This window comes from Novosphingobium sp. 17-62-19, assembly GCF_002256775.1.
Taxonomy (GTDB): Bacteria; Pseudomonadota; Alphaproteobacteria; order Sphingomonadales; family Sphingomonadaceae; genus Novosphingobium.
On the sequence record NZ_NCII01000052.1, the window covers coordinates 1 to 21,332 of the forward strand.

A 21,332-nucleotide genomic window follows, 5' to 3' on the forward strand; every position below is an offset into this window, starting at 1 on the left:
TACTGGACCTTGTCCATCCGCCAGACTTCCTGGGCAATGAATTCGGATGAGACGCCGTGCTCTTTCAAGACGAGCGCGAGCTGGCCAGGGAATCTTCGAGCAAGCGTGGCCGCTGGGGCCAGCGGCATAAGAACGGGAAGCAGCGTACGCTCAGAAACCAGCAAAGCCACTTGCGGCTTCCAGAAAAGGACGGTGGCATACCAGTTGCCCAGAGCGGTGTCGCTTTGCCCGGGAACAGAAATGTCGGGCTTGACCCGATCAAGCAGTTTACTGGTGCATTGGAGATAGAACATCACGGCGAACGATAGTGCTCGCTGCTGAGCGAGTCCATTTACGCTACCGACTTCGAGGCTGGAATGGCAATGACCGACCCATAATAGGTCGTTCCGCCGCCATGTCGGGAAAGTCAGCTCACGCCAATACCTGCTATTCGCAATGGAAAATGGGCGTCAGAACCGGTCGTTGGCGCAAGTGACATTTACGCATGCCAGAGGCGAACGAAGGTAGAACGTCAGCCGTAGTTCTAGCAGTCGCCCTTCGAGGCCTATAGAGGCGGTTCTGCCAATCTTGAGGCCGGCAACGGGACCTGTCGGGGCGCAGCAGACCTCAAAAGATATTACGTGCAACAGCAAGCAAACTCAGCGTCAATGCGACCAGGCTGGGTATTATGACCGCCACACCGCAGATGAAGGCTAGAATGCCGACCCAATTCCAATCATGTGTGCGCGTCATCGGATTTCCTCAATCGCATTTTTGCCAATATCATCCCCATTCATTAACTCGCTACGATCTGGACAGTTTCGGCTCGGTCGCCTCTTCCTGGGCGCTCGCCATTGGCTTGTCGACATCGGCATCTATAAAGATGCGTTCTGCCGCACCATCAAGATCGTCATACTGCCCGCTGCGCATAGACCACAGGAAGGCACCCAAGCCTACCAAACCCATAGCCAGGGCAATAGGCACCAGCCAGACGAGAGCTGTCATGCTGCACTCCCTGCAGGAACCAGCGCGCGCTCTCGACGAACCGTATTTGGCCTGGGTCCAGTTTGAGAAGGGACGCGCAGAGCATTTGCCACCACCGAGATGGAGGATAGCGACATTGCGATCGCCGCCAGCAAAGGACTGACATGACCCGTGACGGCCATCGGCAACACCACTAAGTTGTATCCGACTGAAAAAACGAGGTTCTGCCTGACGAGCCTGCGGGCAGCGCGGGATATGCGCAGGGCTTGCGGAATGGCGGCGAGATCCTGTCCGAAAAACACGATATCGGCGGCAGCGCGGCCGATGTCGGCGGCATTGGACGGCGCCATCGAAACATATGCGGCGGAAAGAGCCGGCCCGTCGTTCAAGCCATCACCCACCATCAAGGTTTTGCACTGCTGGCCAGCAAGCGCTTCGAGACGCTGCACTTTCTGCTGAGGCAGGAGGCCGGCGCGAAATTTCGCGATACCGATCGAGGCCGCGACCGCCGATACCGCTTCCGGGTGATCCCCCGAAAGTAGCTCCACATCCAGCCCAAGATCTCTCACCTGCCGCACCGCGTCTCGTGCGCTGGTCTTCTCGAGGTCGGAAAAGCGAAAATGGCCTGCCGGTTCGCCATCGACCGAAAACGCCGTGCGGAGGCTGCCGATATCGGCATCGGCGCCGCACAGCGCCCAATCGGGTCGCCCCAGCCTGAATACATGGCCGGCGCGGCGCGCTTCCAATCCTTTTCCGGGAAGCTCGGAAAAGCTTTCCAGATCGACGCCCGCTCGGCCCTCGCCACTCACTGCAATGGCGCGCGCTACAGGGTGGTTAGATCGCGACGCCATGGTCAAGGCGATCTCGCGGTAGCGCTGGTCGATGTCGGCTTCAGTCACGTGCAGATCGCCGATGGTCAGCGTACCCGTCTTGTCGAAAACAACAGTATCGGCCTCGGCCAGACGCTCGAGCGCGCTTCCGTCCTTCATGGCGATCCCGCGCTCGAACAAGTGCTTTGCCGCCACGAGTTGCACCATGGGAATGGCCAGACCCAACGCGCAAGGACAGGTGATGATGAGCACCGAAATCGCGATCGTGAGCGACCGATGCCAATCGCCGGTAGAGAGGAACCATCCGACAAAGGCGGCGAAGGCCAGCGAATGGATGATCGGCGAATAATAGGCCGCCACGCGATCCGCCAGGCGCCGATAGCGCGCGCGGCCCTGCTCGGCCGCCTCCATCATCTGAACCATTTCCGCGAGAAAGGATTGCGCGCTGGTGCTGGTGACGCGCACTTCCAACGAGCCATTGAGATTGAGCATGCCGGACAGAAGCTTGCTTCCGGCCATTACGGGCGTCGGCATCGCCTCGCCCGTTACCGCGGCAGTGTCGACGTCTCCCTCTCCGGCAAGCACGACCCCGTCGAGCGGCACGCGTTCTCCCGGAGCGACGACGATGGCATCGCCCACTGCAACGCTGTCGAGCGCCACAAATGTCCGTGAACCATCCTCGGCGATGACCTTCGCGCCCGCAGGCATCATTTTGGCGAGACCGAGCACTGCGGAACGCGCCTTGTCGCGCATCAGATAGTCAAGCGTTCGTCCGATTAGCAAAAAGAAGATCAGCGTGACGACAGCGTCGAAATAGGCATGCGGGCCGGAATGCAATGTATCGAAGATGCTCAAGCCGAGCGCGAGAAGAATGCCGATTGAGATGGGCACGTCCATGTTGGTGCGACCTGCGCGCAAGGCGGACCATGCCGATCGAAAGAAGATGCGCCCAGAAAAGGCCACCGTTGGAAGCGCCAGCAGCGCCGATATCGCATGGAAGAGATGACGCGTACTGGCATCAGCTCCTGACCATACCGACACCGAGAGCAGCATGATGTTCATCGCCGCAAATCCCGAGACCGCCATGGCGACGATCAGCTTGCGCCTTTCGCGGTCTGGCTGATCCTCGAGATTGCTCAGCAGATTCGCTTCGAAGCCAGCTTCGGCCAGGCTTTCGAGCAACGGGGGGACAGTCGCCGTTCTTTTCCACGTGACCGTCGCCCGCCGCGTCGAGAGGTTGACGCGTGCCGACATCACCCCATCGAGCTGACCCAGGACGCGCTCGATCTTCGCCATGCATCCCCCGCAGTGCGCGGTAGGAACCGACAATTGGGTCTGAAGCAGACCATCATCCAGCGCCCTGCTGGCGAGGATGAGTTCGTCAACCGACTGGCGGGTCGGTGTCGACCACAGCGCGCTATCGTCCAGGTCGGCGCGGGACGCCATTCCTAGGCGCCCGCTTTGGCGACCGCGCGATAGGCATGCCAGGTGGCATGACCCAGCCATGGGAAAATAAGGATGAGCCCGAGAAGTCCCGTTGCCGCGCAAAGAATGAAAAGCGCCAGCACGATCCCTCCCCACACGACCATGGGTGCAAGGTTGTTCCATACGAGCGCCATGCTGGTTCCCATCGCCGTGAGAGCATCGACCTTCCTGTCGAGCAGCATCGGAATGGCAAAAACGCTGATCGCAAAGGCGAACGACGCGAACAGGCCCCCTACCGCGGTGCCTACCCCGAGAATGATCCAACCCACAGGCTCGGTCACGAGAAAGGCGGTAATGTGCGTCAGGCCGGGGAACGGGCGAACGCCGAAAAACAGGGCATAGATGAGGACCGCCGAACGAATCCACAAAAGCATCAGAAGGCTGAGCAGCAAGCCGGTGAAATAGACCTGTGGCCCCGCTGCGGGTTTCACGAGAAGCATGCGGCGCAGGCCGATTGTCTCACCCTGCTCACGGGCCCGGCTTTTTTCATAGAGTCCCACGGCGAGCAGCGGGGCGACGATCATGAAGCCGGCGAGCGCGGGAAACAGGATATAGTCTCGCCCGTACAAGGTGAGCATCGCGACCGCGGCGACCGACAGGACAAAGATGCCCAAGCCGTAAAGAAGGCTGGGGACCGACCGATCCATCAGATCGCGCCAACCCGCTCCAAGCCAGCGGAAGCCGACGAGTGAGGGGAGGTGGCGCTGAAGCCGGGCGTTCCTGGTTTCATCGATCCCCGACGTTTCGGTCAGCAATCCGTAGGAGGCGCTCTCCTCGCTCATATCCAGCAACCTTTCAGCATGCCGATTTCGCCGCCCGATACTGGCCGCTCTCGCTCGCTCGCTCCTTCAAATGCCCCACACAATCCGGTTGCGATTGAAAGGCTACGTAAAGGAAATGCGCATTCGCGAGCACAAACAGGAGCAGCCCCGCCGCTACGAGGCTCCAAACAAGCCATCGCGATCTGCTTCGCGTCGCGGTCATGGCACCGGTGAGCTCAGTGAGTGAACATAGAGCGCCAAAATCTTGATATCGGCGGCGCTCAGCCGTTCGTCCCAGGTCGGCATATGGCCTTGGCGACCGCCATGCACCGTCTCGACAATCTGATCGAGGTCGCCGCCATAGATCCAACGCGCATCCGTCAGATTGGGCGCGCCAACATCGCGTTTGCCGCGCGCATCTTCGCCATGGCAAATCGCGCAATTCGACATGAACACTTCGCGCCCCGACAGGACCGAAGCACGATTGGCCGCCGTCACGAATTTGGGATGCGACAAGGAATATATGTAATTGGCCGCCAGACTGACCTGATCGGCGTCGAGAATACCATCGCGACCAAAAGAGGGCATCTGCGAGTTTCGTCCCTGCGGATGCTGCTCATTGACCCCCACACGCATGGTCTGCGCGATTGTTTCGAGATCACCGCCCCAGATCCAGTCGTCATCAGTCAGATCGGGATAGCCATAGCCGCCCTTGGCATTGATGCCATGGCAGGCGGCGCAATTATCGCCGAAAAGCCGGTGACCGGTGCTGCGCACGATCGACATGAGCTGCGGGTCAGCGGCGATCTGTTCGAGGCTCTCGCTTTCGATCCGCTTCATCCAGGCAGCGCGGCCCGCCTGCGCGTCGACCAAATGCTTCTCGACCGATGTGCGCTGGTCCGTGTTGAGTATGCCCTTGGTGTAAGTATGGCCGACTGGCCAGGTCGGCATCAGGATCCACCAGGCGAAGGCGAAAAGATGCGTGACGATCAGAAAGATCAGCACGCCTTTGGGAACCGGCGTATCAAGCTCCTTGATGCCGTTCCAGATGTGGCCGGTCGTCTCGCGGCCGCTGACCGGATCGCGTTCTACGTCCACGGCTTGTCATCCTGATCGAGAACGCTTTGCTTGGCTTTGTCGAACTTCTTTCGGTTGGATGGGCGGAACGTATAGATGAGGACGCCCACCATCAGCCCGATGAGGTAGAACAGCCCCCAGCTTTTCGAGAATGCGACGAGAGCGTCGTGGCTTATATCCATGGGTCTCTCTTCATTTTACCGGCTCAGGAGGCTTTTGCGGCGCTGCCGTATTCTTATACGGCGCATCGGTCAGCCGCCCCAAGACCTGGAGATAAGCCACCAGAGCGTCCATTTCGGTGACTTCGGTTGCCACGTCATCGAACACGCGCACCTGCGTTTCCTTGCCGTAGCGATCCGCAACACCGGACGACGTCGAGCTATCCGGGGTCGCCTGGTCGTAAGCATCGACGCTGGCGTTTTCGATCATCGCGTCCGTATAGGGGACGCCGGCAGCGCGCAGGGCTTTCAGATGCAAGGGCAGATCATCGACCCGCAGTGCGGTGCGCGCCAGCCAGGAATAGGCGGGCATGTTTGAATCGGGCACCACGTCGCGCGGATTGGTCAGATGGGCGACGTGCCAAAAATCCGAATATTTGCCGCCGATACGGGCAAGGTCAGGACCAGTACGCTTCGAGCCCCAGAGCATCGGATGGTCATATTTGGACTCGACCGCCAGAGAATAAGGCCCGTAGCGCTCGACCTCATCCTGCAATGTGCGAATCATCTGGCTGTGGCAGGCATAGCAGCCCTCGCGAACGTAGATATTCCGACCTGCCAGTTCGAGCGGTGTGTAGAGCCGCATGTCAGGCGCCTTCTCCACTGTCTCATCGATCGTGAAGAGCGGGGCTATTTCGACGAGACCCCCGACACTGGCAGCCGCGACAATTGCGAGCACGAAGCCGATGGCGCTTCGCTCAAGCTTGCGATGAAAAAGTTCCGCCATCGCTCAGCCCCTCGCCACCGCTGTGGCGGCACTCAAAGGAACGTCGCCTTCTACCGGCGCGCTAGATGGCGCTGAGCGAATGGTCCTCCACATATTGTATGCGCCGATCACCGCTCCGATCAGGAAAAACAAGCCGCCGAGGGTGCGCGCGATGTAATAGGGATACATCGCTCTCAGCGAGTCGATGAATGAATAGGCGAGCGTGCCTTCCTCGGTGTAAGTCCGCCACATAAGACCTTGGATGATGCCGGAATTCCACATTGCAAAAATGTAGATAAGGGTCCCGGCCAGCGAGAGCCAGAAATGCCACTCGACGAGCGCCGGCGAATACATTGTGTCGCGCTTCCAGAGCGAGGGAACCAGCGTATAGAATGAGCCGAAAGTAATAAGTGCGACCCATCCGAGCGCGCCTGCGTGAACATGGCCCACGGTCCAATCGGTGTAATGGGACAGCGAATTGACAGGACGGATGGCGAGGAAGGACCCTTCGAAGGTCGAAATGCCGTAGAACACGGCTGCGACCATCATGAAGCGAAGCGTGGCATCGTCGCGCACGCGGTGCCAGGCGCCATTTAGCGTCAGCAAGGCATTTCCGGCCGAAGCCCAGGACGGAACGAGAAGCATGACCGAGAACGTCATCCCCAGCGTCTGCACCCAATGCGGCAGCGCTGTATAATGAAGATGATGCGAGCCAGCCCACATGTAGAAAAATGTGATGCCCCAGAAGCTCAAGATCGACAGCCTATAGGAAAAGATCGGCCGCTGGGCCCGTATCGGCAGATAATAATAGAGCATCCCCAGGAAGCCGGCCGTGAGGAAGAAAGCGACGGCGTTGTGGCCATACCACCACTGCACCATCGCATCCTGCACGCCCGACCATATCGTATAGCTCTTGGCGTGCCCCAGCGAGACGGGGACAGCGAGATTATTGATGATATGCAGAATTGCGACGACGAGGATGAAGGCCATGAAATACCAGTTGGCCACATAGATGTGGGGTTCTTTGCGGCGCGCCAGCGTCCTGATGTAGAGGACGAAATAGGTCACCCAGACAATCACCAGCCAGATATCGGCGTACCATTCGGCCTCGGCATATTCCTTCGATTGGGTGACACCGAGCAGATATCCGCTGGCGGCCAGGATGCAGAACAAATTGTAGCCGACAAGGACAAACCAGGGGGAAAGCTGATCGGGAAGCCGCGCGCGCGACGTGCGCTGCACGACATGCAGCGATGTCGCGATAAGCGCGTTGCCGCCAAACCCAAAGATCACGCCACTTGTGTGAACCGGTCGTAGGCGGCCGAAGCTCGCCCAGGCGCCATCGAATGTCAGATCGGGAAACGCGAGCAGGGCCGCCACCCATACTCCCACGAACATGGCGACCACCGCCCAGGCCATGCTCGCGATGATGCCGGCCTTGATCGGCTCATCATAGTAGCTCTCGAGGCGGGATCTTGGCGGCTCCGGTCCCCATAAATCTCGGATTACGACAATTGCGCAAATGGCACCGAATACCAGGATCAACCACCCGTGAACTTCCATCGTGTCTTGGGTACCTGCGGCGGCGAGAACCAACCCACCCAAGGCGACAGCGACAGAAATTCCGAGTGCGATCTGTCGCTCGGCTTCGGTCAATGTCAAAATCATGGCCGATCAATCCCCCCTTTTTGGTTGCTGCCATGCGGTTTTTCAGCGCAGCATTGCCTCCGGGGAGCGGGCCACGGAACTTGCGCATAAGCTGCAACACCTTAGTCCGCTCCGGGTTCCCGCCACGGTGCTCCAAACCAATCGGCACGATGCCGGTCACCAGTCAATTCCTTCACAGCAACCCGTGACTGCCTGCTACGGCGCCGAGAAGCGTGACCACGGCAAGACCCAGAAGCCCGCGATGACCGACCTCCATGCGATGAAAGTCTGTGGCAGGCTGCGACGAATCCTCCATGCGCCGATGAAGAAACAGCGGCTCGATCACGAACAGCATCGCCGCGAAAATCGCCCAGAGGCCAACCATTGCGTGCATCCACCAGAAACGCAGATCGGCGAACCGATCCCACATCTGCCCGCGTTCTACCATCCAGAAGCCGCTGACACCGGCAAGCATCACCCAAATGCGCGCTTGCGCCGCGAAACGGCCTTCGAGCTTGTGGAAGGCCGCCAGCCTGTCAGCTGGCGGATGGGCGCCGCGAATGGACGGCATCACCACGAGCGTGACAAAGGCCACGCCTCCGATCCAGAACATAACCGCCAGGACATGAATTGCCCGGGCTATGGTGATATCGCCCATCCCCTACTCCATCAGGCTGCCAGCAGTTCGTCCGCCGGGCCGAAAAATTCGTAGTGAATTCGGTCGGACGGCACGCCGGCGAGCGACAAGGTCGAAACCGCGTGACGCAGGAACGGGCGCGGTCCGCAAATGTAGTAGTCGGCTTCACCGACCGGCGTGTTGGCGATGAGCCACTCATCGGTGATGATGCCGGCGACATCATAATCCTGGCCCTGCGCTTCGCCTTCCAGCGGAGTTTGATGGAAATCAGTAACCGACACCGCCTTGCCCTGGCCGGCGACAGCGCGAACATGGTTGCGCATCGCATGCGTGTCGCGATCATGGGTCCCGTGAATGTAATGAACGGGCACTTCGGCGCCGCTCTGCGCAAGCGCTTCGAGCATCGCCACCATCGGGGTCAGGCCTACCCCACCGGACAGGAGGATCACCGGGCGTTCGACATGCTCAGCAAGGAAGAACTCGCCCGCTGGTGCGGCCACCTTTAGCACCGTTCCGGGCTTAGCTTCCTCATGGAACCAGCCTGAGGCCAGGCCATGCGGTTCACGCTTGACCGAAATGCGATAGGTTTCGCCATTGGGGGCGGCCGAAATCGAATAGTTGCGCTTGACCGGCGGATGACCGGGAATCTCCAGCCAGAAAGTCAGATACTGCCCCGGCTTGTGCTGCATGACGGGTCCGCCATCGACCGGGCGGAGAATGTAGGAATTGATGACACTGCTCTCGCGCACGACGTCTTCGACGCGGAAGTCACGCCAGCCATTCCATCCGCCCGCCGCGTCCTTCTGCTCTGTGTAGACCCGCTGCTCTCGTGCGATCAGGATATTGGCGAGGAACCAGTAGGCCTCACCCCACGCCGCAAGGATTTCCTCCGTTGCTGCATCTCCCAGCACCGCCTTGATCGCGCCAAGGAGCGCCTCGCCGACGTGCGGATAGTGCTCGGGCAAAATCTGAAGGCCCACATGCTTTTGCGCGATCCGCTCAACAGCAGGCGCAAGCGCACCGAGATTTTCAATATTGCTGGCATAGGCGAGAATGGCGCCCGTGAGCGCACGCGGCTGCGATCCGGAGTCGCTATGATGCGACTGATTGAATAGGTCGCGGATTTCCGGGTTCTGGAACATCCGGGAATACATTTCGTGCACGATATCCAGACCATGCGCTTCCAGCGCGGGAACGGTTGCCTTGACGAGCGCGATGGTCTGATCGCTAAGCGGCTGCGACATGAACTTCTCCTTGTGAAAGGCGTTGGAATATACGGGACATCAGCACGCGGGAGGTTGATCGTAGAAATCGACCTGCATCTTCATGGGGCCCATCGGCGTCACGAAATGCGGTTGCTGCGGCAGAACCAATCCTGGCTGATCCGGAGTCAGCACGATCTCCGAAGGCGGATCGAGATAGGAGAGCTTGAGCTCGCCTTCCAAAACGCGGATCAGGCCCCAAACACCAGCCTTGGTATCGTGTCGCGCCCGCAAGGCAGACGGGAGCGTATCCTCGTTGAAAACCGGTGTAGAACGGTAGGGCACGATGTCAGGCATGGCTTTGCACTCGCCGCTGCGGGTATTCCGTCGTGTCGGAACGGCTCGCTGAGCTTTCCGCGCGTTGGCGATCGAGCCGAAAAAACATGGCGAGCTGCAGGCTTTCGGCGATCCGCTTCGCTTTTGCTTGCAAGGCGGCGGCGGCCTCGGCCGACATTATTTCGTTGGTCGTCTCAGACCAAAGCGTTAGCCATCGGTCGAATAGCGCCGGCGTAATACGCGATTTGTGCTTCAAATGAGCCGGCACCGGTTGACCCTTATATCGACCACTGGTGAGCATTACCGATGACCAGAATGCCGCCAGCTTTTCGAGATGTTCCGGCCAATCGCTGATCGCGTCGTTGAAGATCGGCCCCAGCTCGGCATCCTCTCGGACCCGCGCATAGAACAGCTTCACGAGACGGCTCAGCCCTTCTTCGTCAACCTGCCTATCGTCATCCATTGACCGACTCCGAAATCATGTATCTATGCTGCATGTATCACCGGCTTGGAAACATGCAACAACAATGCATATATAAGTACGGCGTCGATCGGGCGCTGTGACCGGGAAGCGACATGAAACTGACGCGCTACACCGACTATGCCCTCAGGGTGCTGCTTTACCTTGGAGCGCGGCCTGATCGGCTATGCTCGATTTCCGAGATGGCGGGTGCCTATGCCATCTCGCAGAATCATTTGATGAAGGTGGTTCACGACCTCGGAAAAGCGGGCTTTGTGGCGAGCGTTCGGGGGCGTCTTGGTGGAATCCGGCTCGCGCAACCACCGGGTGAGATTATCATCGGATCGGTCGTGCGGCACACGGAGGATGGGTTCGATCTAGTCGATTGCGGGAGCTGCATCATCGCGCCGGCGTGCGGCGCGACGGGCGTTCTTCGCGAGGCACTTGCCGCATTCATGGCCGTACTCGACAGCTACACGCTCGACGACCTGTTGGCGAGGCGGGTCGATATGCTCAGTCTCTTTGCACCCGAAGCGGCATAGAGTGTCTGCCGTGGAGAAGGAGTGTGCGCGCTATCGTTGTGAGGGAGAAAATGGCTCCTCGATCACCGTTCTGGAGTTTCAATACTTCGCTCAAGCTGAAACGAAAGTCGGTCGACGCCGTTACCCAGGTGCGCAGCGCCTAGCTCTCTCCACCGGAGAGCCTGTCCGGTATATCGACCCCATCACCTTTGAGGTTATCGGCACGGGGGAGTTGCTCCGGCGCTGCGACCGCAGCTGAGCTGCGCGCCGCACTTTGCCGTTTTTCTCGGCGAACCAGCTCCTCATAGCGGCAGAGCGGGACCGAATCCGAGGCCTCGCTCATGCGCCGAACCCCTTCTCCAGACCAGCAATCAGATCGTCCAAATGCTCAAGCCCAATTGAAAGCCGTAGCAGGCCATCATTGATGCCGGCTAATTGCCGCGCCTCAACGCCCATGTCGGCATGCGTCATCGTCGCCGGATGAGAGATGAGGCTTTCGACGCCTCCCAGCGATTCTGCGAGCGTAAAGGTGCCGATCGCGGTGATAAAGCGGCCCACCGCCTCGACCCCGCCTTCGAGCTCAAAGCTCAACATGGCTCCGAAACCGTGCTGTTGAGATGTGGCAATGACATGGCCTGGGTGGGAGGCGAGGCCGGGATAGTGCACAGCGCACACTCGGGCGTGCTGCTCCAGATATTTGGCAATCATGCCTGCGGTCCGCTGCTGCCGCTCAATACGTGGGAACAGCGTCCTCAATCCTCGTAACGTCAGCCACGCATCATAGGGTGCGCCCGTCACCCCTACGACGTTCGCCCAAGAAGCAAGCTTCAGGGATTCGTCGGCATCGGCCGCGATGACAGCGCCGCCGATCACGTCCGAATGGCCGTTGAGATACTTGGTGGTGGAGTGGATTACATAATCCGCCCCGAGTGTGAGCGGCCGTTGCAGCGCTGGCGAGAGGAAGGTGTTATCGACTGCAACTCGCGCGCCGGCGGCCTTGGCGAGCGCGCAGATCCCGCGAATATCGACAACGCGCATCAGCGGATTGCTCGGGGTCTCCACCAAGACTAGCGCCGGCTTGTCGGAGAAGGCAACGGCGAGCGCATCCCCATCCGATTGATCGATAAATGTTACCCGGAATTGCCGTTTTGCGGCTCGCGCCAGCAGGAGGCGGCGGGTTCCGCCGTAGCAGTCGTGAGGTGCCAACACGAGATCGTCGGAATCGATCTGCGCCAGAAGCAGATCGACAGCGGCCATGCCGCTTGCCGTAATGACCGCACCCGCGCCATGTTCGAGGCGAGCAAGCGCTTCGGCGAGCATCGCCCGCGTCGGGTTTCCCGCGCGACCATAATCAAATTCGCGCGGCTGCTCGAAGCCCTCGAAAGTGAACGTGCTTGTCAGATAGATCGGCGGAGCCACCGCCCCAAATGCCGTATCGGTTGCCACGCCGCACGTTGCGGCAATCGTCTCGGGTGCTTGTTCTTTCGTCATCAGGGCCTCTTAATACACCGCAGGATCGCACTCAAACCTTCGACCGTGTTATTTGGCCTCGGGTATTTCACCAATCCGTGTCGTCCACGCCAGATTTTTCGGCGCTCGTTTCGTGTCGAAAGACCGCACCTCGCAACCTTGCGAAGCAATGATGACGGAATTCCGCCCGAAGCGATTATTGAGATTGTCCATCGCCGCGAACAGCGCAGGCGCCTTGGGATCCGCTGTGGCGAACAGGCCGCTAGTCCGCCTGAACGTTTCCTAAAGGCGGACGCACTCAGATCGCGACACCTTTTCCTTGATGGGTCTAGTGGACCTACTGTGCTACGGACTGGTCATCACCGGATCTTGTTGGCAGTCATCTTGTGACTGGGAGACAATTGCGCTCTCACTTGCTGGCGGGGACGGAAGTTGAAATGCTGCTTTTCCAAGCGCAGAGAGCGGGTGCGGCGCCCGAGTATCAGGGGCGGATCGGTTGCGCGCCGAGCCTCACTGCTGGACGTAACGCGAAGCCTTCATCTTCCATGGCGGACAGGCTTTGACGGTCGGTAAAAAGGAACGCGCCGTGGGAAACTATAAGGTTCTGTGGTGGGCGCTGATCGCCGTGCTGACGGTGACGTTCGGCATACTGAGCGTGTCCGGGGTGGAGGTTTACCGGAAGGCCCCGCCGATCCCGGCGCAGGTCGTCACCGCGTCGGGTCAGGTACTGATGACGCGCGACGACATCCTCGACGGTCAGAACGCCTGGCAGAGCACCGGCGGGATGCAACTCGGTTCGATCTGGGGGCATGGTGCCTATCAGGCGCCGGACTGGTCCGCCGATTGGCTGCATCGCGAGTTGGTCGCGTGGCTCGACCTTGCGGCACGGGACACGCTGGGCAAGCCCTTCGACGCACTTGATGGCGAACAGAAGGCCGCGCTGACCTATCGCCTGAAGCAGGAATATCGCCACAACAGCTATGATACGGCGAGCGGCGTGGTGACGGTCTCGGACCGCCGCGCGCAGGCGATCGCCCAGACCGCCAGCTATTATGAGCGGCTCTACGGCTCCGATCCCACGCTGCGGCCCACGCGCGATAATTATGCGATGAAGGAAGGCACGCTGCCCGATCCGGCGCAGCGGGCGAAGCTGACCAATTTCTTCTTCTGGACGGCCTGGGCTGCATCGACCGAGCGGCCAGGCACGGTCGCGACCTATACCAACAACTGGCCGCCCGAGCCGCTGATCGGCAATTATCCGACGCCGGAAAATATCCTGTGGTCGCTCGCCTGCGTCGTCATCCTGATCGCGGGGGTGGGCGCGCTGATCTGGGGCTGGGCGTTCCTGCGCCGCCACGACGACACGCCACTGGTAGCGACGGCAAACGACCCGTTGCAAGTCGCCGGTCTGACGCTATCGCAAAAGGCGCTCGGCAAATATCTGTTCGTGGTGCTGGCCCTGTTCATATTCCAGGTCTTCATCGGCGCCTTCACTGCCCATTATACGATCGAGGGGCAGAGTTTTTACGGCATCGATGTCTCGCAATATTTTCCCTACGCGCTGACCCGCACCTGGCATGTGCAGAGCGCGGTGCTGTGGATCGCCACCGCGTTTCTGGCTGCCGGCCTGTTCCTGGCGCCGGTCATCCACGGCAGCGATCCCAAATGTCAGAAGCTGGGCGTCAACATCCTGTTCTGGGCGCTGATCGTCGTGGTCGCCGGATCGTTCATCGGCAATTATCTGGCGCTCTCCCATGCGCTACCGACGAAACTCAGCTTCTGGCTGGGTCATCAGGGATATGAATATCTAGACCTCGGCCGGGTGTGGCAGATCGGGCTGTTCGTGGGACTGCTGCTCTGGCTGGTGCTGATGCTGCGGGGGATGGTGCCGGCATTGCGTGCCAAGGGCGGCGACAAAAGCCTGCTGGCGCTGCTCACTATCGCCACCATAGCGATCGGCCTGTTTTACGGCACGGGGCTGTTCTACGGCGAGCGCACCAACATCACCGTCATGGAATATTGGCGCTGGTGGGTGGTCCATCTGTGGGTGGAAGGGATATTCGAGGTCTTTGCGACCTCGGCCATCGCCTTCATCTTCGCGACGATGGGGCTGGTATCGCGGCGGGTGGCGACGGCGGCCAGCCTGGCCTCGGCGTCGCTGTTCATGGTCGGCGGCGTGCCGGGCACCTTCCACCACATGTATTTCTCCGGGACCACCACGCCGATCACGGCGGTGGGTGCCGCGTTCAGCGCCCTGGAAGTCGTACCGCTGATCGTGCTCGGCTATGAGGCATTCGAGCATTGGAGCCTGCGCGAGCGCACGCCCTGGATGCGCGCGGTCAAGTGGCCGCTGATGTGCTTCGTCGCGGTGGCGTTCTGGAACATGCTGGGCGCCGGTGTCTTCGGGTTCATGATCAACACGCCGGTCGCGCTGTTCTATCTCCAGGGGCTGAACACTACGGCCGTCCACGCCCATGCCGCGCTGTTCGGGGTCTATGGCTTCCTGGCGCTCGGCTTCACCCTGCTGGTGCTGCGCTATATCCGCCCCGACATTCGGTTCAACGACCGGCTGATGGCGATCGGCTTCTGGGGGCTCAACGCCGGGCTGGTGCTGATGATCTTCACCAGCCTGTTGCCGGTCGGGTTATTCCAGTTCCAGGCCAGTGTCACCACCGGCATGTGGTACGCGCGCAGCGACACCTTCCTGCAGCAAGGTTTCCTTGAAACCCTGCGCTGGGTCCGTACCTTCGGGGATGTCGTGTTCATGGTCGGCGCCATCGCTATCGCCTGGCAGGTGGTGATCCTGGGTCTGTGGAGGAAGGGTGCTCGCGTATGACTGAGGCCGCCGCCGAACAGGATCACAAAGCCGAAACACCGACTTGGCTCCAGGGCAGCTTCCGGCTGCTGTTCACCGGCGGCACGCTGTGGGCGCTTGTCGTCGTCGCGCTCTGGGTCGGCGCGCTGGGTGGAGCGTGGACGCTGCCGACGGCAATGGAGCCGCTCACCTGGCACCAGCATGAGATGCTGTTCGGCTATCTTGGTGCGGTCGTTGCCGGCTTCCTGAGCGCGGCGATCCCCAACTGGACCGGGCGGCCGGTGATGACGGGCTGGCCGGTGGCGGCGTTCGTCGGCTTGTGGGCGGCCGCCCGGCTCGCGGTGCTGTTCTCCGCCTATGTGCCGCCGCTCGTCGGCTCGGTGCTCGATGTCGGCTTCCTGCTCGCACTGTTCGGCTATGCGGCACGGCAGATCTTCGCGGCGCGCAACCGCAACAAGCCGATCCTGATTGTCCTCCTGCTGTTCGCTGCCGCCTGTGGGCTGGATCATGCCGCAGCGATGGGGCTGACCACCGATCCGGCTATCGGGATGCGGGCCGGCTTCGCGCTTGTCCTCATGCTGATCGCGATCATCGGCGGACGGATCATCCCGGCCTTCACCCGCAACTGGCTGACCAAGCATGGCCGCACGGACGGGTTGCCGATCATGGCCAACCGGTTCGACCATGCCGTGCTCGCGGTCACGGCGATTGCCCTGGCAGGCTGGGTGTTCGCACCGGCGGCGCATCCAGCGGCATGGCTGCTGCTCGTCGCCGGCGCATCGCAAGCCGTGCGGCTGACCCGCTGGGCCGGGCTGAGTGTGATCGGCAATCCATTGGTCTTCGTCCTGCACGTCGCCTACGCATGGTTGCCGGCGGGCCTGCTGCTGCTCGGAGCTGCTATCCTGTGGCCTGTCGTGCCCGTATCGAGCGCGATGCATGCGCTGGGTGCCGGCGCAATGGCGGGAATGACACTGGCGGTGATGACGCGGGCGACACGCGGTCATACCGGCCGCCCGTTGGAAGCGGACGGGGCCACGGTTGGCATCTATGTGCTGGTCAATCTGGGTGCATTGCTGCGGGTCGCCGCGCCGCTGCTGCCGCTGGACTATATGCTGAGCATTCGTCTGGCCGGCGGCCTGTGGGGCGGCGCCTTCCTGCTGTTCATCTTCGTCTACGGCCGCATGGCGTTGCAACGGCCTTCCAGAGATCAAGCCTGATCACGGCGTCGGCGGGGTATCGAACAAGATCGTGAGCAGCAGCCGTGCATCCTCGACCCCCTGAACCGAATGCTGATCGCCGCGCTCCAGATAGATCCAGTCTCCCGCGCCGAGCGCAATATCCTTTGGTCCCAACGTGACCTGACCTTCCAGACAATGCAGTGTCAGATAGCCGGCAACATGATGTGGCGGTATGGTCGATCCCGCGGGAACGACGAGGTGAATGGCCTCGAACCGGTCGGATTTGACCAGCGCGGCCGTCCCGGTGGCCCCGCGCTCGGGAGCCAATGCCCCCAGATGGATCACTTCGCCGGACTTTGCATGCTGGAGCGCCATTCTCAGATCCCCTTCGAGACAGTCTTATACAATCATATCCGACAACGCGCGAACGGCGTGGAAGTCACCGGTGCCACTGAATACACCAGCACGCGCTGCCAGCAGGTAAACCCTTGGAACGGATGCCCGGGAACGCTCGTTACTCTGGTGAGCGAGGACAGTATGGCGCGATACTCCACAGGCGACCATGTAAGCTGGAATTCCGAAGCCGGCCATGTGAGCGGCTGGATCATCAAGCTGCCTGAACGGGATTTCAATTACAAAGGCTACCGGCATCGCGCCTCGAAGGAGGCGCCCCAGTATGAGATCGCCAGCGACAAGACCGACCACATCGCGGCGCACAAGGAAGACGCGCTGAAAACGATCGACTGATGGCGGCGGCCTTCACCACCATCGGTCACCCGCAATGACCGCTCTCGGCAGAAGCTTCCGTTCGGGACAGTAGCTTGAATGGCTCCATTGTCCCAACCATCGCCATCCGTCATTGTCCGTGCCTATCGGGAGATCTGCTGCGAACGTACTAGAGGGGAGTGGGCTCTGCCCTGAATGAGCCAGTTGGGCGTCGATGGTCGATGCGCCGGGCTCACATTCAGGAGTGTGTCCCATGATCAAATCGGTTCCGTTGAACAAGCTCGTTCAATCTCCCCGTAATGTCCGTCGTCACAGCGATCCGGCTGCAGATGCCGAACTCAGAGCGAGCATTGCTGCACACGGTCTGCTGCAGAACCTCATCGTCAAACCCGCTGCCAAGGGCAAGTTCGAGGTTGAAGCCGGCGAGCGCCGCCGCCGCGCGATGCTTGCCCTTGCGGACGAAAAGATCCTCGCCCGTGATTGCGAAGTTACTTGCCTCGTGATCGAGGACAGTGCTGAAGCCGCGGTCGAGACCAGCCTTGCGGAGAACTTCCACCGCCTCGCCATGAACCCGGCCGACGAAGCCCAGGCCTTTGCCGCGCTTGTCGCAGGCGGAGCGACTGTTGAGGACGTAGCGCGCCGCTTCGGCCTGACTGTACGCTTTGTCGAGGGCCGACTGCGTCTCGCGACGCTTGCGCCGGTCGTGTTCGAAGCACTGGCCGCCGATGAGATCACGCTCGACATCGCCAAAGCATTCGGGGCAACTTCTGATCAGGACATCCAGGCCCGTGTCTTCGAGCAGGTTTCCTCTGCCTACTATGCGCCCAATCCGGACAGCATCCGGCGCATGGTCCTCTCCGGCACAGTCCGGGGCAGCGATCCGCGAGCGCGCCTTGTCGGCCGCGATGCCTACATTGCCGCCGGCGGCCAGATCGAGCGCGAGCTGTTCGACAACGACGACAGCGAGTCCTGGGTCGATGTCGCGCTGCTCGAAAGCCTCGCGGCTGCAAAGATGGAAGAGCAGGCCAAAGCCCTCGCCGCCGAGCAGGGACTCGCCTGGGTCATGCCCACGCTCGATCCCTATGCCAGCCACGATTTGGTCGAAGGGCTGGTTCGGCTTCCCGCCGAACCGGCGCCGCTGACCGAAGCCGAATTAGCGAGGCTCGACGAACTCGATGCCTCCTATGACGAGCATGCGGCGATCCTCGAGGATGAGGACAGTGCCGAGGAGGCTGTGGCTGCGGCCGGATCGGCCATTGAAGCGATCGAACGCGAATGCCAGGAAATCCGGGCCCGGCCGCCCGCCATCGCGGCCGAACTCAAGGCCGAGGCAGGGATGATCCTGGTGCTTTCGCGCGATGGCACGCCGGTTCTCCAGCCGGTGTTCTACGGCGAGCGCCAGGCTGAACCCGCCGAAGCCGACGATGGGATCGAAGTCGTTGCTGGCGGGGAAGGTTCGGACAAGCGGCGGACCACCTTGTCCAAGCGCCTGGTTGACGAGCTCGCTATGCAGCGCCGGGATGTCCTGGCACTGCACGTTGCATCTGACCCCGGTCTGGCGCTCGACATCATGGTCTTCACGCTTGCCGATGTCGATACCCACGACTGGCGGGCGCGGGCTGCGAGCACGCTGCGCGCGCCTGTTCCGGCAGGCCCGATCATCGGCTTCGAAGCAAAGGATGCTCCGGCGAGCAGCGGGCTTGCCGAGTTCCGCTCCAGTCTCGACGAAAGCTGGCGCGCTGGAGACGATGCGATCTCCCGCTACGATCTGTTTCGGGCGCTGCCCGAGGACAGCCGCGCAGCCTGGCTTGGCCGCGCCAGCTCGACAGGTCGTGCGTGAAGCTGCCGCTGGCGACGATCAGCACGCCTTCCTCAGCGAGCGGCGCGATTGCTCGGCCGACTTCCAGGTGGTGGCCGGGACCGAGCTGGCTTTGCACGGACAGTTGCACCACCGGGATGTCGGCGTCCGGCCAGGCGAGCATCAATGGCACCCAGGCTCCGTGATCGAGACCCCTTGCGGTATCCGTGGCCGATGGAAGTCCCGCCTCAGCGAGGAGATCGACGATCCGGTCGGCAAGCTGCGGGTCACCCGGCGCGGGATAGGTCAGCTGATATAGCGCCTCCGGAAAGCCTGCGAAGTCGTGGATCGTCCGGTTGCGTTCGACCACATTGACGGTGGGAACGCGCGTTTCCCAGTGCGCGGAAACCACCAGGATCGCGCGGGGCCGCGGCAGGGCGGCCGGGAGACCCTTGAGGAAGTCGCGGGCGGCGACATCCTCGAAGGGCAGCGTCGGCGCGCCGTGCGAGAGGAACAGCGGGCGGATCATGTGATTCAGTCCTTCTGCTTCAGGGGGTTGCCAATGGCATAGGCGCCGTCACCGAGCATCGCCTGGACGGCCAGAGCGATGGCCCAGAACACCGGATATTCCCAACCACCGCCGGTATTGGAAAAGGTGAAGCCGTTGCCGGCATGTGGCACGATCGCCCCGATCATGATCGGCAGCGCCGCCAGTGCGGCCCAGCGCGTCATGAAGCCGAGGATCAATGCAAGACCAAGCCCGATCTCACCAGCCATGACCGGATAGGCCAGGATGCCCGGAAAGCCGATACTTTCGAAGAAGTCGGCCGTTCCGGCGGGCGTGAACACCAGGAGCTTGATCAGCCCGTGGGTGAGGAGGAGGGCGCCGCTGGTCACGCGGAGCAGGGCAATTCCTTGCGAAGTCGAAGCTGTCTGGGTCATGGTCAATCGTCCTTTGTCTCGTTGACCCTCAGATACGCGCTTGCGAAGCTGCATGCCATTCGTGAAGATTGACTAGTGGCCATGCGTTTTCGTATGAAGTTGCATGGACTGGGACGATCTTCGCACATTCCTCGCCATTGCCCGGCACGGGACACTGTCTGCTGCGGCACGTGCGCTCGGAGTGACGCAGCCGACGATGGGGCGCCGGCTCACTGCGATGGAGTCACGGACGGGTGCGCGGTTGCTGCAGCGCCTGCCCGGTGGCTATGCGTTGACTCCCCTTGGAGAGACTGTGCTGGGCAACGCCGAACGCGTGGAAGCAGAGGTCCTGGCCGCCGAACGCACCATCACCGGCAAGGACGTGGCGCTCGAAGGCCTAGTCAGGCTGACCACGGTCGACACGCTTGCAGCGCGGATCGTCACCCCGGCGCTCGTTGCCCTGCAAGCCAAGCATCCGGGCATCGTTGTCGAACTGGTTCCCGACACGCGTTCGCTCAGCCTGTCCAAGCGGGAGGCCGATATCGCGCTGCGCATGTCTCGCTTCGAGGGGAACGAGGTGGTAGCCCGACGCGTCGGCGCGCTCGCCATGGGACTGTACTCAGCCCCGGATATGGCCCGGCCCATTGAGGAGGGGCAAGCCCGCCTCGTAACGGTGCTCGACGATCAGGCGCATTTGCCGGAGGCCAAATGGCTGCGGGATGCCTTCCCCGATGCGCTTATCGGTTTTCGCTCCAACAGCCGCGAAGTGCAGGTTCACGCGACTCTTGCAGGGGCCGGGGTTGCGGCGCTCGCCCGCTATCGTGCCGATGGGGAGCCCGGGCTAATTCGCCTGTACCCCGACAGACCTGACCTTGTTCGAGACATCTGGATAGGTGTGCATGTGGACATGCGCCACATGCCGAGAGTGCGGGCAGTGACCGATACAGTTGTCGAAGCACTGCGGAAAAACGCCGCGATTCTCAATCCGGGTCACTGAACCCTAGGTGTTGATAGAGCAAGACAGGCTCGAGCACACGCTGGAGCCAGCTTTTCGTCGCAATACCTTGATCAACCGTCGCCGGATCCGCTGCTACCTAGAGAGCTACCTAGCGATCTGCGAGCGGAAATCCGGTTGGCCCAAGGGCCATTTAATACGTTGAGATATATGGAGAATTTGGTGGACGCACTTGGGCTCGAACCAAGGACCCGCTGATTAAGAGGGGCCTCACGGGGCCTTCTCGGGTCTTTGCAATTCCACGCCAGGCTACGCTCAAGGTCTTGAAACGGTTGGAATAAATCCGCCGTGGATTACCTTAACCTACGCCACGGTTTTCCCGCAAATGATTACGTGGCGATTACGTGAGAGCGTTGCACCATGGCCAATCAGCCGATCACACTTCGCACCGTCGAAGCACTTCAACCATGCCCGGAACGGGATGTCTACACCTGGGATACCAGCCTCAAGGGCTTCGGTTTGCGAACCATGTAGCGCGACGATTACGGTGTCCGGTCGGCGTCAATTTTGATGGCCGATAGGTGGCCGCGCCGGTTGGTGAATTCTGGCTACCATTTGCTGTTGCG

Annotated in this window: 20 protein-coding genes and 3 pseudogenes; 6 read left to right on the top strand and 17 right to left on the bottom strand. The window is 61.2% G+C overall.

Annotated features, from left to right (window positions below; genetic code table 11):
- The 12 genes and pseudogenes from B7X90_RS10870 to B7X90_RS10925 form a co-directional block, all read right to left on the bottom strand.
- Nucleotides 1–293: pseudogene (locus B7X90_RS10870) on the bottom strand (hypothetical protein); the annotation flags it as partial.
- A 490-nt stretch (nucleotides 294–783) separates the two neighbouring features.
- Nucleotides 784–984 carry a cbb3-type cytochrome oxidase assembly protein CcoS gene (ccoS, locus tag B7X90_RS10875; RefSeq protein WP_292624385.1) on the bottom strand — a complete coding sequence of 67 codons (201 nt, stop codon included), beginning with the start codon at nucleotides 982–984 and terminating at the stop codon, nucleotides 784–786.
- On the bottom strand, nucleotides 981–3,239 hold the full coding sequence (locus B7X90_RS10880; RefSeq protein WP_292624386.1) for a heavy metal translocating P-type ATPase: 2,259 nt from the start codon (nucleotides 3,237–3,239) through the stop codon (nucleotides 981–983). Before B7X90_RS10880 ends, ccoS begins: the two co-directional genes overlap by 4 nt.
- Nucleotides 3,240–3,241: 2 nt before the next feature.
- The gene (locus tag B7X90_RS10885) at nucleotides 3,242–4,060 is read right to left on the bottom strand and encodes a DUF2189 domain-containing protein (protein WP_292624387.1); all 819 of its coding nucleotides are present in this window, start codon (nucleotides 4,058–4,060) and stop codon (nucleotides 3,242–3,244) included.
- Between the two features lie 198 nt (nucleotides 4,061–4,258).
- Nucleotides 4,259–5,137 (bottom strand): cytochrome-c oxidase, cbb3-type subunit III, encoded by an 879-nt coding sequence (gene ccoP / locus B7X90_RS10890; RefSeq protein WP_292624388.1) that lies wholly within the window; start codon nucleotides 5,135–5,137, stop codon nucleotides 4,259–4,261.
- Nucleotides 5,128–5,298, bottom strand: coding sequence for a cbb3-type cytochrome c oxidase subunit 3 (locus B7X90_RS10895; RefSeq protein WP_292624390.1), 171 nt, complete (start codon nucleotides 5,296–5,298; stop codon nucleotides 5,128–5,130). The genes ccoP and B7X90_RS10895 overlap by 10 nt, the downstream gene beginning before the upstream one ends.
- A gap of 10 nt (nucleotides 5,299–5,308) precedes the next feature.
- A complete protein-coding gene (ccoO, locus tag B7X90_RS10900; RefSeq protein ID WP_292624392.1) occupies nucleotides 5,309–6,061 on the bottom strand; it encodes a cytochrome-c oxidase, cbb3-type subunit II in 753 nt (250 codons plus the stop codon).
- Nucleotides 6,062–6,064: 3 nt separating this feature from the next.
- Nucleotides 6,065–7,696, bottom strand: coding sequence for a cytochrome-c oxidase, cbb3-type subunit I (ccoN, locus tag B7X90_RS10905; protein ID WP_292624394.1), 1,632 nt, complete (start codon nucleotides 7,694–7,696; stop codon nucleotides 6,065–6,067).
- Nucleotides 7,697–7,880: 184 nt separating this feature from the next.
- On the bottom strand, nucleotides 7,881–8,345 hold the full coding sequence (locus tag B7X90_RS10910; protein ID WP_156842869.1) for a hypothetical protein: 465 nt from the start codon (nucleotides 8,343–8,345) through the stop codon (nucleotides 7,881–7,883).
- 11 nt (nucleotides 8,346–8,356) lie between these two features.
- A complete protein-coding gene (gene hmpA / locus B7X90_RS10915; protein ID WP_292624397.1) occupies nucleotides 8,357–9,568 on the bottom strand; it encodes an NO-inducible flavohemoprotein in 1,212 nt (403 codons plus the stop codon).
- A gap of 39 nt (nucleotides 9,569–9,607) precedes the next feature.
- Nucleotides 9,608–9,883, bottom strand: a complete 276-nt coding sequence (locus B7X90_RS10920; RefSeq protein ID WP_292624399.1) for a DUF1971 domain-containing protein — start codon at nucleotides 9,881–9,883, stop codon at nucleotides 9,608–9,610.
- Nucleotides 9,876–10,325 (bottom strand): group III truncated hemoglobin, encoded by a 450-nt coding sequence (locus B7X90_RS10925; RefSeq protein ID WP_292624401.1) that lies wholly within the window; start codon nucleotides 10,323–10,325, stop codon nucleotides 9,876–9,878. The genes B7X90_RS10920 and B7X90_RS10925 overlap by 8 nt, the downstream gene beginning before the upstream one ends.
- 113 nt (nucleotides 10,326–10,438) lie before the next feature.
- On the opposite strand from B7X90_RS10925, the gene B7X90_RS10930 reads away from it, so the two are divergent.
- Nucleotides 10,439–10,864 carry an Rrf2 family transcriptional regulator gene (locus tag B7X90_RS10930; RefSeq protein WP_292624403.1) on the top strand — a complete coding sequence of 142 codons (426 nt, stop codon included), beginning with the start codon at nucleotides 10,439–10,441 and terminating at the stop codon, nucleotides 10,862–10,864.
- A 318-nt stretch (nucleotides 10,865–11,182) separates the two neighbouring features.
- Here the strand turns inward: B7X90_RS10930 and metB are convergent, their stop codons facing one another.
- Both metB and B7X90_RS10940 read right to left on the bottom strand, forming a co-directional pair.
- Nucleotides 11,183–12,334, bottom strand: a complete 1,152-nt coding sequence (metB, locus tag B7X90_RS10935) for a cystathionine gamma-synthase (RefSeq protein WP_292624404.1) — start codon at nucleotides 12,332–12,334, stop codon at nucleotides 11,183–11,185.
- Between the two features lie 48 nt (nucleotides 12,335–12,382).
- The gene (locus B7X90_RS10940; RefSeq protein WP_292624405.1) at nucleotides 12,383–12,526 is read right to left on the bottom strand and encodes a DUF4113 domain-containing protein; all 144 of its coding nucleotides are present in this window, start codon (nucleotides 12,524–12,526) and stop codon (nucleotides 12,383–12,385) included.
- A 373-nt stretch (nucleotides 12,527–12,899) separates the two neighbouring features.
- Here B7X90_RS10940 and B7X90_RS10945 point away from each other — a divergent pair, with 373 nt between their 5' ends.
- Complete coding sequence (locus B7X90_RS10945; RefSeq protein ID WP_292624407.1) at nucleotides 12,900–15,149, top strand: nitric-oxide reductase large subunit; 2,250 nt, start codon at nucleotides 12,900–12,902, stop codon at nucleotides 15,147–15,149.
- Nucleotides 15,146–16,345: an NnrS family protein gene (locus B7X90_RS10950; protein ID WP_292624409.1), complete on the top strand. Its 1,200-nt coding sequence runs from the start codon at nucleotides 15,146–15,148 to the stop codon at nucleotides 16,343–16,345. The genes B7X90_RS10945 and B7X90_RS10950 overlap by 4 nt, the downstream gene beginning before the upstream one ends.
- On the opposite strand, the gene B7X90_RS10955 is transcribed toward B7X90_RS10950, so the two are convergent.
- Complete coding sequence (locus B7X90_RS10955) at nucleotides 16,346–16,681, bottom strand: cupin (protein WP_292624411.1); 336 nt, start codon at nucleotides 16,679–16,681, stop codon at nucleotides 16,346–16,348.
- Between B7X90_RS10955 and B7X90_RS10960 the strand changes: the two genes are divergently transcribed.
- Both B7X90_RS10960 and B7X90_RS10965 read left to right on the top strand, forming a co-directional pair.
- On the top strand, nucleotides 16,667–17,053 hold the full coding sequence (locus B7X90_RS10960; protein WP_292624413.1) for a DUF2945 domain-containing protein: 387 nt from the start codon (nucleotides 16,667–16,669) through the stop codon (nucleotides 17,051–17,053). The genes B7X90_RS10955 and B7X90_RS10960 overlap by 15 nt on opposite strands.
- A 232-nt stretch (nucleotides 17,054–17,285) precedes the next feature.
- Nucleotides 17,286–18,845, top strand: a pseudogene (locus B7X90_RS10965) (ParB/RepB/Spo0J family partition protein); the annotation flags it as partial.
- A gap of 64 nt (nucleotides 18,846–18,909) precedes the next feature.
- Here B7X90_RS10965 and B7X90_RS10970 read toward each other — a convergent pair.
- Together B7X90_RS10970 and B7X90_RS10975 are read right to left on the bottom strand one after the other, a co-directional pair.
- Nucleotides 18,910–19,359 (bottom strand): annotated as a pseudogene (locus B7X90_RS10970) (class III extradiol ring-cleavage dioxygenase); the annotation flags it as partial.
- A 5-nt stretch (nucleotides 19,360–19,364) separates the two neighbouring features.
- Nucleotides 19,365–19,772: a DoxX family protein gene (locus B7X90_RS10975; RefSeq protein ID WP_292624415.1), complete on the bottom strand. Its 408-nt coding sequence runs from the start codon at nucleotides 19,770–19,772 to the stop codon at nucleotides 19,365–19,367.
- A 103-nt stretch (nucleotides 19,773–19,875) separates the two neighbouring features.
- On the opposite strand from B7X90_RS10975, the gene B7X90_RS10980 reads away from it, so the two are divergent.
- The gene (locus B7X90_RS10980; protein WP_281822509.1) at nucleotides 19,876–20,748 is read left to right on the top strand and encodes a LysR family transcriptional regulator; all 873 of its coding nucleotides are present in this window, start codon (nucleotides 19,876–19,878) and stop codon (nucleotides 20,746–20,748) included.
- Nucleotides 20,749–21,332: the final 584 nt, after the last annotated feature.

Bases quoted from the DNA above. Each gene is read 5' to 3' on its own strand.
- ccoS (WP_292624385.1), bottom strand. From the start codon at position 984: ATGACAGCTCTCGTCTGGCTGGTGCCTATTGCCCTGGCTATGGGTTTG.
- B7X90_RS10880 (WP_292624386.1), bottom strand. From the start codon at position 3,239: ATGGCGTCCCGCGCCGACCTGGACGATAGCGCGCTGTGGTCGACACCG.
- B7X90_RS10885 (WP_292624387.1), bottom strand. From the start codon at position 4,060: ATGAGCGAGGAGAGCGCCTCCTACGGATTGCTGACCGAAACGTCGGGG.
- B7X90_RS10895 (WP_292624390.1), bottom strand. From the start codon at position 5,298: ATGGATATAAGCCACGACGCTCTCGTCGCATTCTCGAAAAGCTGGGGG.
- ccoO (WP_292624392.1), bottom strand. From the start codon at position 6,061: ATGGCGGAACTTTTTCATCGCAAGCTTGAGCGAAGCGCCATCGGCTTC.
- B7X90_RS10910 (WP_156842869.1), bottom strand. From the start codon at position 8,345: ATGGGCGATATCACCATAGCCCGGGCAATTCATGTCCTGGCGGTTATG.
- hmpA (WP_292624397.1), bottom strand. From the start codon at position 9,568: ATGTCGCAGCCGCTTAGCGATCAGACCATCGCGCTCGTCAAGGCAACC.
- B7X90_RS10920 (WP_292624399.1), bottom strand. From the start codon at position 9,883: ATGCCTGACATCGTGCCCTACCGTTCTACACCGGTTTTCAACGAGGAT.
- B7X90_RS10925 (WP_292624401.1), bottom strand. From the start codon at position 10,325: ATGGATGACGATAGGCAGGTTGACGAAGAAGGGCTGAGCCGTCTCGTG.
- B7X90_RS10930 (WP_292624403.1), top strand. From the start codon at position 10,439: ATGAAACTGACGCGCTACACCGACTATGCCCTCAGGGTGCTGCTTTAC.
- metB (WP_292624404.1), bottom strand. From the start codon at position 12,334: ATGACGAAAGAACAAGCACCCGAGACGATTGCCGCAACGTGCGGCGTG.
- B7X90_RS10940 (WP_292624405.1), bottom strand. From the start codon at position 12,526: ATGGACAATCTCAATAATCGCTTCGGGCGGAATTCCGTCATCATTGCT.
- B7X90_RS10950 (WP_292624409.1), top strand. From the start codon at position 15,146: ATGACTGAGGCCGCCGCCGAACAGGATCACAAAGCCGAAACACCGACT.
- B7X90_RS10960 (WP_292624413.1), top strand. From the start codon at position 16,667: ATGCTGGAGCGCCATTCTCAGATCCCCTTCGAGACAGTCTTATACAAT.
- B7X90_RS10955 (WP_292624411.1), bottom strand. From the start codon at position 16,681: ATGGCGCTCCAGCATGCAAAGTCCGGCGAAGTGATCCATCTGGGGGCA.
- B7X90_RS10975 (WP_292624415.1), bottom strand. From the start codon at position 19,772: ATGACCCAGACAGCTTCGACTTCGCAAGGAATTGCCCTGCTCCGCGTG.
- B7X90_RS10980 (WP_281822509.1), top strand. From the start codon at position 19,876: ATGGACTGGGACGATCTTCGCACATTCCTCGCCATTGCCCGGCACGGG.